This window comes from Zobellia sp. B3R18 (assembly GCF_018860715.1).
In the GTDB taxonomy this organism is placed as follows: Bacteria; Bacteroidota; Bacteroidia; order Flavobacteriales; family Flavobacteriaceae; genus Zobellia; species Zobellia russellii.
Genome location: NZ_JAHKQG010000011.1, coordinates 216104 through 233851 on the forward strand (window position 1 = coordinate 216104; position 17748 = coordinate 233851).

A 17748-nucleotide genomic window follows, 5' to 3' on the forward strand; every position below is an offset into this window, starting at 1 on the left:
TTATGAAATTATCAAAAATATTCAAACTTCTAATCATTACACTAGCCTCAGGTCTTTTCTTGTCTTGTAGCTCAGATTCGAGTGATGACACCCCTCAACCTAAAGAAATTACTTTCGAAGACGTTGATAAGAGCTTTTCCGAGTTAAAAATCAAAGAAGGCAATAATGACTTCAGATTAGAAGTCCCAAATGGGCTTTTTTGGAATTTTCGAGTAACGGCTCCTAAGCCTTCCGAAGAAAAGAAACCTCTTTTCATCAACCTTCATGGTGCCGCAGGTGGCAGCCCTGATGCTCACAAAAACACTTCCTGTTATTTAGAAAGTGCAACATCATCAATCAATGCTTTTGTTGTCAGTCCAAATGGCGGCACATATCAGTGGTTTGAACCTATTAATCAATCACAAGTTATGGGCATAGTAACCCTTGCATTAAAATATTGGAATATTGATTCAAACAAAGTCGTTGTAACAGGCTACAGTAACGGAGGCATAGGAAGCTGGTTCTTTGCAGAAACCCAACCAGAAGTGTTTAGCGCAGGCATACCACTAGCTAGCTCCTACAATACAACCAATTCAAATGGTGAAGCCCGAAAAATTGACTCGCCTTTATATGTAATTCATGGTGAAGATGATGAACTCTTTCCTTTATCCCAAACCCAGACATGGGTAGAACAGTCAGTTGAAGTGGGAAGCGAAATTGAATTTGTGGTAGCAAACGGACTAACACATAACGAACTTTGTCAATATTCCCCATACTTTGATGATGCTGTTTTATGGGTCACGACCTCAATCTGGGAATAAGACTATCACGAACGTTATTTTTTCAACCTAACTAACTATTCTTACAACAGAATCTAATAATTTGGTATTCTAACACCCTATATTTGCACCCATGGATAAAACAACTCAAATTTACGGTATACGCGCGGTCATTGAAGCTATAAATGCTAACGAACCTATAGACAAAGTATTTGTACAAAAAGGCCTCAAAGGTGATCTGTCCCGTGAATTGGAGGGTTTGATTCGAAAAAATGGTATCAACACTTCTTATGTTCCTATTGAAAAGCTCAACCGGTTAACACAAAACAACCACCAAGGTGTTGTCGCCAATATCTCCCCAATTACCTTCTATGAGCTAGAGGAACTTGTTGAGTCTGTCATTGCGGATAAAAAAGCCCCTTTATTTCTGCTACTTGACCAACTTTCTGATGTACGTAATTTTGGAGCAATAATCAGAACTGCGGAATGTACCGGTGTAGATGGCATCATTATTCAGAAAAAAGGAGCCGCTCCTGTAACTGCAGATACGATAAAGACTTCTGCCGGTGCCGCTTTTAACGTGCCTATAGCTAAAGTAGACCATATTAAGGATGCTGTTTATTATCTTCAAGCAAGTGGCATTAGTGTGGTAGGTGCTACCGAAAAAACAGATACCTCCATTTACGATATTAACTTTACCGGACCATCGGCTATAATTATGGGGTCTGAAGACAGAGGTATTTCTCCGTCCACTTTAAAAGCTGCTAATCATTTGGCCAAACTACCTTTGTTAGGAGAAATTGAGTCTCTAAATGTATCCGTTGCTTGTGCCGTATTTTTATACGAAACGGTTAGACAAAGAACTTCCTCCAAATCATAGGAGCCAAGTAAGACCTAGGTTCAATTTTTACAAATTTATTCCAAAAAGTCGGTTTCTTTGTTTTCTTTATAGTGATAGGTAATTTGTACGGTTTCTTCCGGTTTGATTTCTTCAGGTGGACTCTCTATAAAATTACCGTTTTCATCAAATTGCCGTAAAAATGCATCGGCTTCTTCATCATAATCATCCTCTTCCCAAGCATATTTTTTTACCGGTGGGGTTTCTGTCTTTAGTACAAATGCCAGTAGTAATCCCCCAAGAAATCCACCCAAATGTCCTTCCCAAGATATTCCGTCTTCCACAGGAAAAATATACCAAAGCATACTCCCGTATATAAAAACCACAATTAGGGATAAGGCAACTAGACGATAATGTTTGGTAAATATCCCTTTAAAAAAAATAAAACTTGCCAAAAGGTATATAACACCACTGGCCCCAATATGATATGACGGTCTTCCTATCCCCCACGTGAATAGTCCCGAAATTAAGATTCCGAAAAACAGTACCCGTAATGCTATACGTCTATAAAAATAAAATAGTGAAGCGCTTAAGACCACTAAGGGAATAGTATTATTATAAAGGTGCTCCAACGAGCCATGAATAAAAGGGCTAAATAAGATGCCTTTTAAGCCCGAAACTCGTTGCGGGTATATACCATAATCATTTAGGTTGATTTTAAAGCGTAATTCCACCCAAAACACCGTCCAAATAGAAATCACCGCCAATAATGGGGCAATTATTACACTGTTAGTGAATTTAAAATAAGTGTTATCGGACATATAGTATAAATTTAGCAATAAGTTGGCCAACTGCTTATGGACTGCTAAATCGTCATTTACGAATGACAATCTTTCTGTGCTTAAAAAAGTTCGTTTGCCTTTTTATAGAAACCATCTTCTAACATCTTTATTATACTTTTGTATTATGAACGAACCTTTAGCGGAACGCATTCGCCCCAAAAGCTTAGAAGATTATATTAGCCAGAACCATTTGGTAGGTAAAGAAGGCTCCTTAACCAACCAAATCAAGAGAGGCATTATACCTTCCCTTATCCTGTGGGGACCTCCCGGTACAGGAAAAACAACCCTGGCCAATATCATAGCAACGGAAAGCGAGCGTCCTTTCTACGTCCTTAGTGCCATTAACAGTGGGGTTAAGGATATACGCGAGGTCATAGAAAAGGCAAAAAAAAGTGGAGGGCTGTTCACTGCAAAAAATCCTATTTTATTTATAGACGAGATTCATCGTTTCAGTAAATCGCAACAAGATTCGCTCTTGGCAGCGGTTGAAAAAGGTTGGGTCACCCTAATTGGCGCCACTACAGAAAACCCTAGTTTTGAAGTAATTCCCGCATTACTATCTCGTTGTCAGGTTTATATATTGAATGCTTTTGGAAAAGAAGACCTAAACAATCTTCTTAAAAGAGCCATTAAAGAGGACAAATACCTGAAGTCAAAAAAAATAAATTTAAAGGAGACCGAAGCCCTCATACGATTGTCCGGTGGTGACGGAAGAAAATTACTGAATATTTTTGAACTAGTTGTAAACTCCGAGCCTGGGGATACTATAGAAGTTACGGATACGCTCGTTATGAGCAAAGTTCAAAAAAATACGGTATTATATGACAAAACTGGGGAGCAACACTATGATATTGTTTCGGCATTTATAAAATCCATCCGCGGAAGCGATCCCAACGGTGCGGTCTATTGGCTCGCAAGAATGATTGAGGGTGGTGAGGATATAAAATTCATTGCCAGGAGACTTCTTATTTCCGCTTCAGAAGATATTGGTCTTGCCAATCCTACCGCATTGGTCATAGCAAACAATGCTTTTCAGGCCGTTAATACAATAGGATATCCGGAAGCTAGTATTATCCTTAGCCAATGCGCAGTATACTTGGCTACTTCCCCAAAAAGCAATGCTAGCTACATGGCGATTAAAAAAGCTCAGCAAAAAGTCAGGGAAACCGGAGATCTGTCCGTTCCCCTACCCTTACGCAACGCTCCTACCAAGTTAATGAAAGATTTAGGATACGGTGCCGAATACCAATACGCGCATGATTATGAAAATAACTTTGTAAATGTAGAGTTCCTTCCAGAGGAGTTATCAGGAACCTCATTCTATCAGCCTGGAGACAATTCCCGAGAAAATGCAATTAAAGATTTTTTAAAAAACAGGTGGAAGGGTAAGTATGAACATTAAAATTTAATGGTCAATTCTTCCGTTTTAAGCGCTCCATCTACATATTGCTCAAAATACCATTTTCCGTTTTGTTGAAAAACAACTCCATTTTTTCCTTCGCCTTCAGCTAAGAAATAATCGGGCAATGAACTTTTAAAAATTTTCAATTGAATTTTAGGAGTACTGTCCACCAACTGGAATCCGTTAGCAATTTCTTGGGCATATAACGTACCCATTGCGGACGCTTCAGCCTTTATAGCAACACTAGGCACTTGAACCGATTTTTTTACATGGGATTGCTGCGGCCTATTATCTTTATAACTTTGGTTTTCACGAGTTGCCACCTGCTGAACCATTGGTTGCTTATTTTTTGGCTCATAGCTCGTTTTTTCCTCTATTTGCTTTACATCATTTTTCATGCTCACGGTTACAGGTTCGGTCTTATCCGCTTTACCGTTATACTTGTAGCTAATAGTGTTGAACGCCTTAAAAGCATTCCTTAAGGCCTCCCCATAAGCCAATTTATAGTCCTTCTCCTTACTTTTACCTACAGGAGTCGCAAAAACTTCTTGTCCGTTGCAATTTTCCAAGACCACACCGGCCTTGGTTGTAAACATAGATGAATCATCAATAAGGTTTGCGGTTAGCCCTAGGCACCTATTGTTGTTCAGTTCATTGGGCAGCTCGTCTTCATAGACAGTTTGGAACCCTTCTTCGGTAAATAAAAATTTCACCAAAGTACTGGTTTGATACTGATTTACTTTTTTAAAACCATCAAACTTCTTTGGAACAATTATGTACTTATAGTCATTAAGTTGTTCTTGGGCCATACCTATGAGACTTACCATGAAAAAACAGGTCAGGAATATATGCTTCACAATCTTTATATTTAATATTTGTAAATAGGAAGATGAAAAAAGCGTGCCAAACCTTGAAGTTGATCATAATTGGCACTACAATATCATTTCTTGCCCCAAGATATAATATTTAATCCTAACTGAAAAGAAGCATAATTACTATCTGCCAAATTGCGATACGATAACAAATTATCTGCCATGGCATAAATATTTACCGGCCCCGCTTGTACGGAAAGGCCTAGACCTATGTTGGAATATGAAAATTTATCTACGGTATAAGTGGTCTTTACACTCATAAAGTTACCAAACCTTCTTTGGTAAAATCCGGTTAGCGCCATCTGTGGGCCTCTTGGCCTACTTATGACATACAATTGTCCACCAACACTATTAACATTTTTGGCCCGTGCACGGTTACTAGAGGCATTTACACCACAGGCACAATTTGCCCGGTTGTCTACATGCTCTCCAAAGTTATAGCGCAAAGAACCGTATAGCTTTGTTGGCCTAAAAGCTATGTAACTGTCTGTATTGTCTTCAAAAGGGACAAAATCCTCTACATCATCAACAAGGTTTTGCCAAAAATCGGCATTTGGGTCTGCCGCTGCTTCCGGCAAAATTATCTCAATGCCCTCTATAGTTGCTCTTCCGTTTAACGTATAACTTCGGATATCTTTGGAATGATATATAAAACCTAGATCCAAAAGACTTCCCGTAAGGACAGTTTGGTCATTAAGTTGGTAAGTGAAGCCCAAATCTACACCAACCCCAAGATTACCTCCCAGAAATGCCCGTTTTGTAATGGTACTTCCAACAGTTCCATCATCTACAGCATCTTTTAACCCGTTAAGCCCTGAAGTACGTAATTGCATATCCGCCTCTACAGTACTACTGTAGATATTGTTTACGCCCTCTTTGGTTATAAAAGTACCTTTGTTTTTAGTAGAATTGAAATCGAAAATACTTGAGTAAAGTTTACCCCTGACCCCAATGGTAAGTTCATTATCTATTTTTTTGTTCAAGCCAATATGAAACACATTCATTAGCTCTCCTCTTGTCTTCAGATGCCCAAGATCAAAAGGTTGGTTGAGTCTGTCCGCATTTCCTTCAAAAGCCAGTATGGCATAATCTTGAAACCAATACCCTATGGCATCACCTTCAATATACATTCCTGCTGTATAGAAATTATCAGGATTTTTACCTCTAAAACCAAAGTTTAAAAATTCAATTTGAAAAGTACCACTTAGCTCATCTCGGGCATTCATTCCAAAAATGGCACGCTCCCTTATTTTGTCATTTATTCTTCGTCCGTCATCGGCAAAAATATCGTTTACCGAAATACCGCTAGAACCCGCCTGGAGAGATAATCCTGACAACAACGGTACTCCAGCATACCACTGAAAATCCGTGTCCACACCTGGATTGACCATAGCAGATTGCGGAATCTCTACAAAATCGTACAACAGCTGTTTGTTCTGCCCGAACATAGTAAAGCATGCCCAAAAAAGGACTATAAAAAGTAGTTTAGGGGCTCTCATTCTATTTCTACTCTGAATTTTCCACTAGATTTAAGAATAACCTTGGGATCGGGTTCACTTGAAGTACTGGTAGTATCGCCCAAATTATTGGCCGTTACGCGAATGCTTGAGGTGTTCTTTATAATATCTATACTACGTCCTGCGGTTCCGTAAGCTACATCGCGCTGCAAAGAAGATGGCGTTGGGTCTACAGGAATTATTTCAGTATCCAGAACGTTCCCATCCGCATCAAGCAATTCTATAGTAACCTCTAGCTCCTTACTCGTCGTATTTTCAACAATATAGGTTATGGTTCCATCCAGTACCCGTTTTGAAAAAACGTCCGAACTAAAGGCATCAAAATTAAAATTCCGAGAAAAAACATTCCCTCCACTTACTGCATTAACCAAATCTTCAGGGGCTTCTACATAAAGAATGCTCGCCTCTAAGGTAGGTGTAACCCCAACCTCATCATACTGGTTAAAATCTTGCTCCTCTATACACGAAAACAGTGTGAGGGAACAAACCGTACAAAGTAAAATGGATTTAAGTAATTTTATCATGGTAATACCTAATACAGGCCTTAGTTGGCGCAATTATGGCGTTACCTATATAACTCTATAAATAGATTTTTATTTCGTGTAAATCCTCAATGATTTCACAAAAATCGTGTTTTGGTTCTTGATGTGCATTAAAGTGCAGGGCATGGTAGCCTGCTGCCTGTGCTCCCAAAATATCTGCTTCTAGATTATCTCCGATCATTAGGGAAGTCTCGGGCCTTGTTTTTGCTCTTTCTAGAGCCAGATTAAAAATAATCGGGTCCGGTTTCTTAACACCTGCCATTTCAGAATCAATAATCTGGTCAAAATATGCATGAATGTTAGAGTTTCTTAGTTTTCTTCCTTGAACTTCCTGAAACCCATTGGTGATGATATGAAGTTTATATTTGGGTTTTAAATAATCCAGAATGGAAATGGTATTGGGAAACAAGTGATTAAAGGACGATAAATGGGCAATATACTCTTCCGATAATCTATTGATGGTTTCATCGGAAACCCCATACTTTAAATCATCAAAAACCGATTTTAAACGTTGATACCTTAGCGCTTCCTTAGTTATTCTCCCTTCCCTATACAGTTTCCAAAAAGCAAAATTAGCCGGAATGTATACTTCTAAAAAATCGGGCAGAGCAACTTCTATATGATTTTCCTTAAAAATTTTATCAAAGGTAAGAGCGGAGTTTTTTTCAAAATCCCAGAGGGTGTGGTCTAAATCAAAAAAAACATCTGTAATTATATCCTTAAACATGGCACTGTTGTAATACGGTTTCGTAAAATTTCTTCCAATCCATTTTTTCTTCACCACCTAAAAGTTCATTGGAAAAAACCGAGACAAACTCTCCGTTAACGGCCCTTACTTCATCACAAATAATACGTACTTGATTCAGAATACCGTCATCACTTGTATAATTAGAAAAGGCATAATCATGAAAGGCGAACGAATGAATTCTAATAGGCTGTTGCACCTCTAGGTTAATATCATAAAAGTAAAAAGGGGTACACGTACTGGCTCGAAAACCAATTTCATGTGTGTAGCCCATGGTGTAATCATCTACGAACTCTGCTTCTACCAAATTCCTATAGGTATGTGGAAGGTCTACCCTATTGTACCGCAAACGTGAAGCATTTATAGGCTTGTTGATTACACCCGTTAATTTTTTCTTTTCCTTTTTTAAAAGGTCTATCTCATTGAACGAGCTGTAAGACGCGGCCAGAGCTACCTTACTATAATCTGCGATGGATTTTATAAGAAATCGAAATTTATTATTATCCGGGGAAACGTTTTTATCAAAAGTAGAATAATCTGCAAACTGAAAAAAGAATATATCCTTTACCCCATATTTTTTATGAAGGCCTACCAAAAACGAAAAATTATCATAGGGGTCCTCATGGGCATTGAACCACACTCTTACACGCTGCGCTACTCTTTTGAATTTTAAAGAACCTAAATCATAGAAAAAACCGGCAATACTCCGCACCACACCCCTATAAGCAAAGCAATGTGACGTTGTAACATCTATGGCCGAAACGTAACGATATTTCTTGGGCTTGTATTCTAAATCGGGAAACTTAAGCTTCAGTTCTTCTAGCAATCGGTACGCCCAAATATCAACTACGGGAGACCTTAAAAATTTGTGTTTGTAGGCCAAGCTATCCTTAACGGGAAACCTCTCGTGTATATCCTTTACATGAGGTAAATACTCTTCATACCTACTCAACAAATAAAAACTGGCAGAAAATATATCAAAAGGCAGATTACTACGTTCCCCTGCTTTAAAAAAACACGGAACTCCATCCCAATCGCTAACGGATATCTGAAGATTGTTTATACCTTGCTCAAAAAGAAGGTCATTACTCCTAACGAAAAACTCGTTCTGCAGAGGCTGCTTGGTATACGTGATCTTTGCTCCAGAGTGTTTTATAAAATCCTCTACTTTAGTGGTAAATGAAACCTCAATACCCAATATGCGCGTAAAGACCTGTTTCATGGTGTACCTGAAACGCGACGTAATCTTATGGGTATAAATAAGTAACATAACCTGCTAATGATTCAATTTTTGTTCGCTAATGTGGCATGTACTTTTGGGTGTCTGCTATACATTAGACTACAAATTTACAGAATACCTTCATCAGCAAAACTATAATAATCCTTTTGGGTAATTATCAAATGATCCAAAACTTTTATATCCAATGCCGCAGCGGCCCTTTTTAGTTTCTGCGTTACCTTACGGTCCTCCTCACTTGGCTTTAGCGTTCCAGAAGGATGATTGTGCGACAAGATTAAGCCAACAGCTCCTTGCTCCAGTGCCTGACGCATTACAATCCGCACGTCAACTAAAGTTCCCGTTAACCCACCTTTACTCAATTGGGCACGGTGCAATACCTTATTGGCATTACTTAGGTAAAGAATCCAAAATTCTTCATGTTGTAGCTCTCCAATCTGTGGTTGCAACAAATCAAAAACATCCTTGCTGCTATTAATCTTACTGATTTTCTGCGCTTCCTCACCACGTCTTCTCCTCCCTACTTCCAAAGCAGCCGCTATGCTTACTGCCTTAGCCTCTCCAATGCCCTTAAAGGCCATGAGTTGTTTGATGGAAAGTTTACCTAATTCGTTAAGGTTATTGTTTACGGAAGCAAGAATCCTTTTTGCTAGTTCAACTGCACTTTCGTTTCTGCTTCCCGAGCCAATGAGAATTGCGATTAATTCGGCATCGGATAATACCGACCTTCCTTTATGGACTAATTTCTCTCGTGGTTTATCATCGTCCGACCAATTTTTAATCGAAAACGAGGCTGGTTTTTCATGCATGATATAAATATAGCAAACTCTTAATTTTAAAGAGTTCAATCACCGATGAAATAAACAAACCACTCGCCAAGAGCACTTTGCTTCCAAACCTTACCCATTGACCCCAAATACTATGCGGGGAACTTTTCTTTTAATTTAACAAGATCTAGTCCTCCGTAATTTCCCGAGCTCATTAATAGTAAAACAGAGTTGTCATAATTCTGGTTGAAAACAAAGTCCTTAAAACTTTCCGCATTGGTAAAAATATTAAGATCCTTACGTTCAAATGCTTCTGAAATTTGTTCGGGCGTAACCTCTTTTAATTTTTTGATTGCCACGGACTCCGGCAAGTAGAAAATGACCGCTTCATCTGCGGCATCCAATGCTCCTTTGTACTCTTTCAAAAATTCAGGATTAAAACTGCTGTACGTATGCAATTCCAAACAAGCAATTAATTTGCGGTTAGCGTACTGTTCTTTTACGGCTTTGGTAGTTGCAGCCACTTTACTGGGCGAATGCGCAAAATCTTTATAGGCTACGGAAGTTTTTCCTTCTGCAATTTTTTCCAAACGTTTGGATGCTCCGGAGAACGTTGCAATAGCTTCATAGAAATCGTCTTCATCTACTCCCATGTTTTGGCATATCCACTTAGCACCGGCCAAATTGCTCAGATTATGCTTCCCAAAAACTTCAATAGGCATGGGTCCTTCTGGGGTTTCCAAAAGAGTGGTACCATCTTCAATGCTATACTCCGGGGTGGTGTACGGTAATTTTCTAATGGCATTTTCCGATGCTTCAACCACCTTTTTAACTTCTATATCCTCTTCATTATAAGTAATACTACCTCCTTTAACTATGCTGTCCACAAAAATCTGGAACTGCTCCACATAATTATCAAACGTTGGAAAAACATTAATATGATCCCAAGCTATCCCACTCAATAAGGCAATATTAGGTTTATACAGGTGAAATTTTGGTCTTCTATCTATAGGCGAAGAAAGATATTCGTCTCCTTCCAAAATCATGAAATCGTTATCATCCGTTAAATGCACCATGCGCTCAAAACCTTCCAACTGTGCACCCACCATAAAATCCACCTCCCTATCGTGATAGTTCAGCACGTGAAGAATCATGGAAGTTATCGTAGTTTTTCCGTGGCTTCCACCAATTACTACTCGCGTTTTATCTTTGGCATGTTCATACAGAAACTCTGGGTACGAATATATTTTCAAACCCAACTCTTGAGCCTTTAACAATTCAGGATTATCTTCCTTTGCGTGCATTCCAAGAATTACAGCATCTAAGTTTTCAATTATTTTTTCAGGATACCAGCCAAAACTTTCAGGAAGGAGTCCTTGTGCCTCCAATCGAGATTTGGAAGGTTCAAAAATTACATCGTCACTTCCTGTTACGACATCTCCTTTGTGTGCTAAGGCCAAAGCTAAATTGTGCATGGCACTACCACCAATTGCAATAAAATGAATCTGCATAAACGCTGTATTTATGGCAAATATAGGCATTGATTTGCCGAAAAAAAACATCTAAACCTGCTACAATTAATAGATTAAAAAATCCGATGAAGATTCAAAAACACCGACAAAATGCACACTTTTCACTAATCCTTTCTACGTATTTAGTAAGATTCACCCTTCAAATAAGAGCTTTGACAACATTTATTCCCAAAGGGCTCATCGTCAAACTACATTTGTTTTGGAGCAATATGTATTCTGCCCCCTAACAATACAAAATGACCAACCAGACTTACATGAGAACCATTCTGCAATTGGCTCTGTCCTTTTGCTTGTTTCTCTTTTCCGTAAATGCAACGGCACAATGTGCAGGTACAGACAATACCGTAACCGTATGTACAAAAGATGCCGATGAGGCCAATAAGACGTTTGACCTATTTGCAGAACTAGGTGGAGCCCCAACTCTTGGAGGCGCGTGGTCTACCAATGACCCGGCCAACTATTACGCCCTTGATCGGAACACGGGCGTTGTTAATCTTTGGGAAGTAAAAAACTCAGGGTTTCATGAATTTACCTACACCAATGACTGTAGCGGCACTACCGAGACCGCAATAATAACCATAATTCTGGGAGGATATCCCGGCGAAGACAATATAGATGGTTCCGCAGATGCCTGTGGTGATGACCCAAGAGTTAACCTCCATAGTTTTATAGGAGACGAAACAGAAGGCAAATTTCAAGATTTTAATGGTACTTGGGATGCGGTTACACCGGCTGCCGCACCACATTTATCAACAAACTTTTTTGATGCGGAATCCGCTGGAACGGGAATTTATGAATTTACACACACCGTGCCTGCTGTAGGTTCTTGCCCCAGTAGAGAAGTAACCTTACTGCTTGAAGTACAGAGACCTGCCAATTCCGGAATAGGTTCCAATTTAGTAGTATGTACTACAGATGACTTATCTACTTATACCAATTTTGATCTTAACAGTCTATTGGAAGACGAAGACATAAACGGAACCTGGTCCGAAGGTGCCAATACCAATCAACTAGAGGATCTTACCGATCGGTTTATAGACATACAGGCCATCCGTGATCGGCATATGTATGGCTCATTTACATTTCGCTATACGGTTTATCCTTCTCATGCCGTTTGTGACATCCATACTACAGATGTAGAGATAATAATCCTTCCCGTTTTACAAGGCACTATGGAATCGCCAAATTACTGCTCGGGCGCTCTAAAATATAGAATAGACATCACAGATTATAATGATATTTTAATCGCCGATGGCACTTATAACATTTCCTATTTGCTGACTTCTGCCAGCGGAACAGAAACAGGTGGGGACCAACTGGTACTTAACCCCGATAGAACCGGTTTTTTTGAGATTGATGCAGACCTCATCACTTTAAATGAGAATACGACTTTAAGTATCACCTCATTAGGAGAAAGTGTTTGCCCTACTATTGAGGTCGCCCCTATTTCCCTTGTAATCAGCGACCCCAATGTATCTGTAACGGATAGCTGTGAAGATGAAGACCTATCGGTTTCCTTAAGTACGATTTTTGACCCTTCGTTCTCCCCTGCCAACGGAACTTACGATGTTAGTTATACGATTACCGCACCCAGTGGAGCCGAAACCATACATACCGCAAGTGACGTAACTTTTAGTTCAGGCAATGCCAACTTGGTGATACCTGCCGCACAAATTATAGAAACCGGCGAACATAGTTTTAGTTTTGAAGTAGACAATGGTTTTCCTTTAGATTGTGAAATAACGGACACAGCAACAGTTACGGCCATTCCAGAAGCTATTGACTTGGACCTTGTGGTAGACAATTCTTGTAACGCTACCAGTATAGATGTCATGGTCAGTGCGCCAATACTGGATGATGGCACCTACGTGGTTACTTATGAAGTGGTTTCTCAGGAAACTAACGCCGTTTTAATTGATAATACCATCAATTTTACGGGAGGTACGGCAGATTATCAAATTGATGTGGCTACACTTTCACAAGGAAATTATACGATTACCGTAAAAAGCACTCAAAACGACACTACACCTTGTAGAACCATATTCGATTTTGAGGTGAATGAAAATTTTGCTGTTGAAGGAGTACCTGCTTTACCAGAAGCTGAAGCCGTACAAACAATTTGTCTTGCCGCTTTCCCATCCTCCTCCCCTACATTACAGGATATTGAGGTAACTGCGAACGGCCAGATTATGTTTTACGATACCGCTACCGATATGGATATTCTCCCGTTAGAAACCGAACTTGTAGATGGCGAAGATTATTTTATCTCCAATATAGACCCCAACAACAATTGCGAAGGTTCGGACAGGGTTCAGGTAACGGTTATTCTTTCCGACCCCGAAATGCCGATGCTGTTTGTTGGAAACCCTACTTTTTGCGGGTCAGAAAACCCAACAGTGGATAATTTGAATATGAGCGTTGCCAGTAGCAATTCCATTGTTTGGTATGAAACCGAAACTGGAGGAACGGTTCTGGACAACACTACCGCCCTTATAAACGGGAAAAGCTATTACGCCGCTACCGAAGTGAACGGTAAATGCCAAAGCTCTGTCCGTACAGAAGTAATACCTACAATTTACGAACTTGAGCCCGTCACATTGGCATTTTCTACATTGGCCCTTTGTGGATTGGACAATCCCACAATCGAAAATCTACGAGATGCCGAGAGCAGTTCCTCCTACGTTGTACTTTGGTACGATACTCCAGAAAACGGAATTCCATTAGAGGAAGATGTTTTATTGGTTTCCGGAACCACGTATTACGCAGAAAGCTTCAACCCGGACACGGGCTGTATGAATCCGAACCGGATGGCCATTACTATTGACCTTACGCATTGCGAACCCGAAGCCTATGATTTTTTCATTCCTGACGGATTCTCACCCAACGGAGATGGTAGAAACGATTCCTTCTTTGTTCCCAATATAGAGGTTATCTTTCCAGATTTCACCTTGGAAATCCTAAATAGATATGGAACCAGCCTGTTCAAAGGTGACCGTGATAATCCCGCTTGGTACGGAAATAATGGAAGCAGTACCGCGCCCAACGGTGTGTACTTCTATATTATAGACTTTAATAAAGAAGGTCATAACCCAGTACAAGGCAGATTGTACCTCAACCGCTAGACCATGAAAGAAATAAAACGCTATTTTATTTTCCTGATGTTGGTATGTGCTGCGGCCCATGGACAACAAGACCCTCAGTACACACAGTACATGTACAATATGAGCGTCGTTAATCCGGCCTACACGACCAATGAGCCAGGTATGCTCGATTTTGGGGCATTATATCGTTCCCAATGGAAAAATGTGGTTGGAAGCCCTACAACACTCACTTTTTTTGCACATGCCCCTATGAGCGATAAAATTGAAATGGGAATCTCTTTTATTACCGATAATATTGGTGATGGTGCTTTAAAGGAAAACAATATCTATGCGGACTTTGCCTATATTCTGAAGTTAGATGACAAGAGCAATATTTCATTAGGCCTTAAAGGAGGCTTTACCACTTTTGAGACCAACTTTAACGGTTTTAGACTTCCTGAATTTCAAGACGACCCTGCTTTTAACGAAAACCTGAACAGTACTTTTCCCAATATTGGTGTGGGTGCCTTTTACCATAGGCAAAATTTTTATGCAGGTGTTTCCGCACCAAACCTTTTAACCACAAAACACCTAGAAAATAAAGATGGCATTAACCGTATTGGTTCGGAGAAAATCCACCTTTTTCTGACATCTGGTTATGTGTATGAATTGAGTCCAGATATAAAATTGAAACCTTCGGCACTTGCCAAAATGGTACAGGGTGCACCTTTAACCTTGGATGTCTCGCTAAATGCCCTTTTCTTAAATCGGTTTGAAGGCGGACTATCCTATCGTCTAGAAGATTCAGTTAGCGCCATGTTCAATATAGCGGCAACACCGGCGTTGCGCATAGGTTATGCTTATGATTATACATTATCCAACCTAAGTACCTACAGTTCCGGTTCACATGAAATTTTTGTTCTCTTTAATCTCGATTTACTGGGCCTCGGCAAAGGATACGACAAATCCCCTAGATTCTACTAAACATGAAAAAGATACTCTTCATATGGTTTATTGTAGGTCTAACATTACCGACCTATGGCCAACAGGAACTAAAGCGCGCAGATACTTACTTTGAGCGAGCATATTACAGTGATGCTATTCCGTTATACGAGCAGTTATTACCCAGAAACAAAAGCTCAAAACTTATAAAAAACCTAGCCGACAGTTATTACCACACTTTTGACATGAAAGCTGCCGCCCGTTGGTACGGATACCTTATTTCCAACTACGGTAGCAATGTAGACGAGAGCTATCATTTTAAATTAAATCAGTCTTTAAAGGCGATTGGTGAATACGGAAAAGCTAAAAATGTCCTCGTTGATTTTTATACCGAGCAAGCACAAAAAGATAAGACCATCCAAATTGAAAACAACTACACCTATATTGAAAACGTAGCTGCCATAGGGGAACGTTTTAATATTGAAAACCTCAATATTAACACCACCACATCAGAATTTGGCGCGGCCCGCATAGATTCTAATTTAGTGTACAGCGCTTCCAGAAAGCGGTCTTCCGGATTACCCAAATTGTACCGATGGAACAATGAAAATTATCTGGACCTTTACACCCACCCGATTACAGAGATTATCGCGGGAGATAGCTTAAGTACTCCACTAAGCACTGTTATCAACTCCAAGATGCACGAGGGTACTTTTGCCATTACCAAAGACCGAAAAACCATTTATTTTACCCGAAACAGTAAAAAGAAAACGGAAGAAGATAAAATCAGTAACCTAAAAATCTATCGTGCGGAATTTGTAAATGGCGAATGGAAAAACATCATCACACTTCCTTTTAACAGTGATGATTTTTCAACGGAACACCCCGCATTAAGTCCGGATGAAACCAAGCTTTATTTTTCATCTGACCGTGAAGGCGGTTTCGGGTCTTTTGACCTCTATTCGGTAACCATTCAAAAAGACGGATTCTTTGGTACTCCGGTAAACTTGGGAAAGACCATCAACACGGATAAAAAAGAACAATTTCCTTTTCTGGACAACCAAGGCAATCTTTATTTTGCCTCAAACGGCCATCCCGGTTTTGGACTCTTAGATGTTTTTATTTCAAATGGAAACAACGGAGAATTTGAAAAACCGGACAACCTTGGTCTGCCGATAAACAGCGGTTATGATGATTTTTCATTATCACTGGACTCTAACGGCAATACGGGATATTTTTCATCTAATCGTCCTGGCGGAAAAGGTAGTGATGACATCTATTCCTTTGCTGAAACCAAGCCCCTACTTATAGAAGATTGCAAGCAGTTTCTTGCCGGAATCCTAACGGACAAAACCACCCGAATTCCATTGCCTAACGCAACAATAGAACTTTTGGACGCTAACGGCAACCGCCTTGAAATGATAACCACCTCAACCGATGCTTCCTTTAAATTTCAAATTGAATGTAGCCAAGAATATCTTATAAAAGCTAGAAAAGAAGGCTATGAGGATAATTCCAAATCCATTATTTCAGATACGGAAAGAAATGCCATAAAAGACGGTTCCCTAACCTTGTTCTCGGTAGCGGAAAGAGAAGCCCAAAAGGCAAAAGAACTTTTAGCTAAAAAAGAAGAAGCTGAAAAATTGGCCTTAGCCCAGGAAACCAAAAGAAAAGAGCGGGAAAAGGCTGCCGAAATTGAGCGCATTCAAAAAGAAAAAGAAGTGGCCCTGCAAGAAAAGGCTACACAAGAGAAAGAAGAAAGAGAGCGTTTAAAGAAAATTGAAACTGCGATAGCTAAAGAGGATGCCATTGTTAAAGAAAATGAGCGCATCATTATCAAAACCGAAGAAATTCACTTTGATTATAGTCTTTGGTACGTAAGACGTGAAGCCAGGGAACGTTTGGCAAAAGTAGTTGCCATAATGAAAAACAACCCTGGAATGGTGATTGAAATTGGCACCCATACGGATATTAGAGGTAACTCCGAATATAACCGAGACCTATCACAAAAACGCGCCGACTCCGCCAAAGAGTTCATGGTGAAAAACGGTATTGAAGAAAACCGCATTATCGCTAAAGGCTACGGAGAATCTCAACCCATCGTAAAGTGTGAGACCGAAGAAAGCTGCTCCGAAGAGGACCATGAGTGGAACAGGAGATGCGAATTGGTAGTTGTAAAATGGGAATAGCTGTCATACACTGAACAGACAAAAAAATAGAATTCACTTAAACGATAATTACCCATCCTAAACTTTGCCCCGAATGCCTAAATAGGGTTCGGGGCTTTTCATTTCTGTTGCTATTCTTTTTATCTTCGTTAAAGAAATTTTAGATTTATGAATCTATCTACTATCCCATCAAAAGAAATTATGCCGGGTTACCACGGTAAACTGGTACATTCCGAGAATATGTCCATTGCTTTTTGGACCGTTGAAGAAGGTGCCGTAGTACCCGAACATTCCCACATGAACGAGCAAATTATGCATGTTCAAGAAGGCCGTTTTGAGTTTACGCTTAATGGCAATACAAAAATCTATGAAGCCAATGACATTGTAATCATACCTCCCCATAGTCCGCATAGTGGCAAGGCACTTACACCGTGCAAACTTATTGATGTATTTAGTCCGGCAAGAGAAGAATACAAATAGAGAATCAAAGTACAAACACCCATAAA

Annotated in this window: 15 protein-coding genes; 7 read left to right on the forward strand and 8 right to left on the reverse strand. The window is 39.8% G+C overall.

What is annotated here, in order from left to right:
• The first annotated feature begins 2 nt into the window (after nucleotides 1-2).
• On the forward strand, nucleotides 3-800 hold the full coding sequence (locus KO513_RS07520; RefSeq protein WP_215912895.1) for a prolyl oligopeptidase family serine peptidase: 798 nt from the start codon (nucleotides 3-5) through the stop codon (nucleotides 798-800).
• Nucleotides 801-891: 91 nt separating this feature from the next.
• Nucleotides 892-1638 (forward strand): 23S rRNA (guanosine(2251)-2'-O)-methyltransferase RlmB, encoded by a 747-nt coding sequence (gene rlmB, locus KO513_RS07525; RefSeq protein WP_215912896.1) that lies wholly within the window; start codon nucleotides 892-894, stop codon nucleotides 1636-1638.
• Between the two features lie 35 nt (nucleotides 1639-1673).
• On the opposite strand, the gene KO513_RS07530 is transcribed toward rlmB, so the two are convergent.
• Complete coding sequence (locus tag KO513_RS07530) at nucleotides 1674-2417, reverse strand: rhomboid family intramembrane serine protease (RefSeq protein ID WP_215912897.1); 744 nt, start codon at nucleotides 2415-2417, stop codon at nucleotides 1674-1676.
• A 145-nt stretch (nucleotides 2418-2562) separates the two neighbouring features.
• On the opposite strand from KO513_RS07530, the gene KO513_RS07535 reads away from it, so the two are divergent.
• Entirely contained in the window at nucleotides 2563-3840 is a 1278-nt protein-coding gene (locus tag KO513_RS07535; RefSeq protein WP_215912898.1) for a replication-associated recombination protein A, read from the forward strand.
• On the opposite strand, the gene KO513_RS07540 is transcribed toward KO513_RS07535, so the two are convergent.
• From KO513_RS07540 to KO513_RS07570, 7 genes are all read right to left on the reverse strand, one after another.
• Nucleotides 3837-4697, reverse strand: coding sequence for a hypothetical protein (locus KO513_RS07540; protein ID WP_215912899.1), 861 nt, complete (start codon nucleotides 4695-4697; stop codon nucleotides 3837-3839). The two genes, KO513_RS07535 and KO513_RS07540, sit on opposite strands and share 4 nt — an antisense overlap.
• Nucleotides 4698-4780: 83 nt before the next feature.
• Nucleotides 4781-6211, reverse strand: coding sequence for a DUF5723 family protein (locus KO513_RS07545; protein WP_215912900.1), 1431 nt, complete (start codon nucleotides 6209-6211; stop codon nucleotides 4781-4783).
• Nucleotides 6208-6753 (reverse strand): hypothetical protein, encoded by a 546-nt coding sequence (locus KO513_RS07550; protein ID WP_215912901.1) that lies wholly within the window; start codon nucleotides 6751-6753, stop codon nucleotides 6208-6210. The genes KO513_RS07545 and KO513_RS07550 overlap by 4 nt, the downstream gene beginning before the upstream one ends.
• Nucleotides 6754-6808: 55 nt before the next feature.
• Nucleotides 6809-7498, reverse strand: a complete 690-nt coding sequence (locus tag KO513_RS07555; protein WP_215912902.1) for a YjjG family noncanonical pyrimidine nucleotidase — start codon at nucleotides 7496-7498, stop codon at nucleotides 6809-6811.
• Nucleotides 7491-8738 (reverse strand): polysaccharide deacetylase family protein, encoded by a 1248-nt coding sequence (locus tag KO513_RS07560; protein WP_252735708.1) that lies wholly within the window; start codon nucleotides 8736-8738, stop codon nucleotides 7491-7493. Before KO513_RS07560 ends, KO513_RS07555 begins: the two co-directional genes overlap by 8 nt.
• 125 nt (nucleotides 8739-8863) lie before the next feature.
• Nucleotides 8864-9562: a RadC family protein gene (radC, locus tag KO513_RS07565; RefSeq protein ID WP_215912904.1), complete on the reverse strand. Its 699-nt coding sequence runs from the start codon at nucleotides 9560-9562 to the stop codon at nucleotides 8864-8866.
• A 110-nt stretch (nucleotides 9563-9672) separates the two neighbouring features.
• Entirely contained in the window at nucleotides 9673-11031 is a 1359-nt protein-coding gene (locus KO513_RS07570) for a UDP-N-acetylmuramate--L-alanine ligase (RefSeq protein ID WP_215438426.1), read from the reverse strand.
• 275 nt (nucleotides 11032-11306) lie between these two features.
• Here KO513_RS07570 and KO513_RS07575 point away from each other — a divergent pair, with 275 nt between their 5' ends.
• The 4 genes from KO513_RS07575 to KO513_RS07590 all read left to right on the forward strand — a co-directional run bounded on the left by KO513_RS07575 (nucleotide 11307) and on the right by KO513_RS07590 (nucleotide 17722).
• On the forward strand, nucleotides 11307-14174 hold the full coding sequence (locus KO513_RS07575; RefSeq protein WP_215912905.1) for a gliding motility-associated C-terminal domain-containing protein: 2868 nt from the start codon (nucleotides 11307-11309) through the stop codon (nucleotides 14172-14174).
• A 3-nt stretch (nucleotides 14175-14177) separates the two neighbouring features.
• Nucleotides 14178-15116, forward strand: coding sequence for a PorP/SprF family type IX secretion system membrane protein (locus KO513_RS07580; protein ID WP_215912906.1), 939 nt, complete (start codon nucleotides 14178-14180; stop codon nucleotides 15114-15116).
• Between the two features lie 2 nt (nucleotides 15117-15118).
• Nucleotides 15119-17263 carry an OmpA family protein gene (locus tag KO513_RS07585; RefSeq protein ID WP_215912907.1) on the forward strand — a complete coding sequence of 715 codons (2145 nt, stop codon included), beginning with the start codon at nucleotides 15119-15121 and terminating at the stop codon, nucleotides 17261-17263.
• A 147-nt stretch (nucleotides 17264-17410) separates the two neighbouring features.
• Nucleotides 17411-17722 carry a cupin domain-containing protein gene (locus KO513_RS07590; RefSeq protein ID WP_215912908.1) on the forward strand — a complete coding sequence of 104 codons (312 nt, stop codon included), beginning with the start codon at nucleotides 17411-17413 and terminating at the stop codon, nucleotides 17720-17722.
• Nucleotides 17723-17748 lie beyond the last annotated feature (26 nt).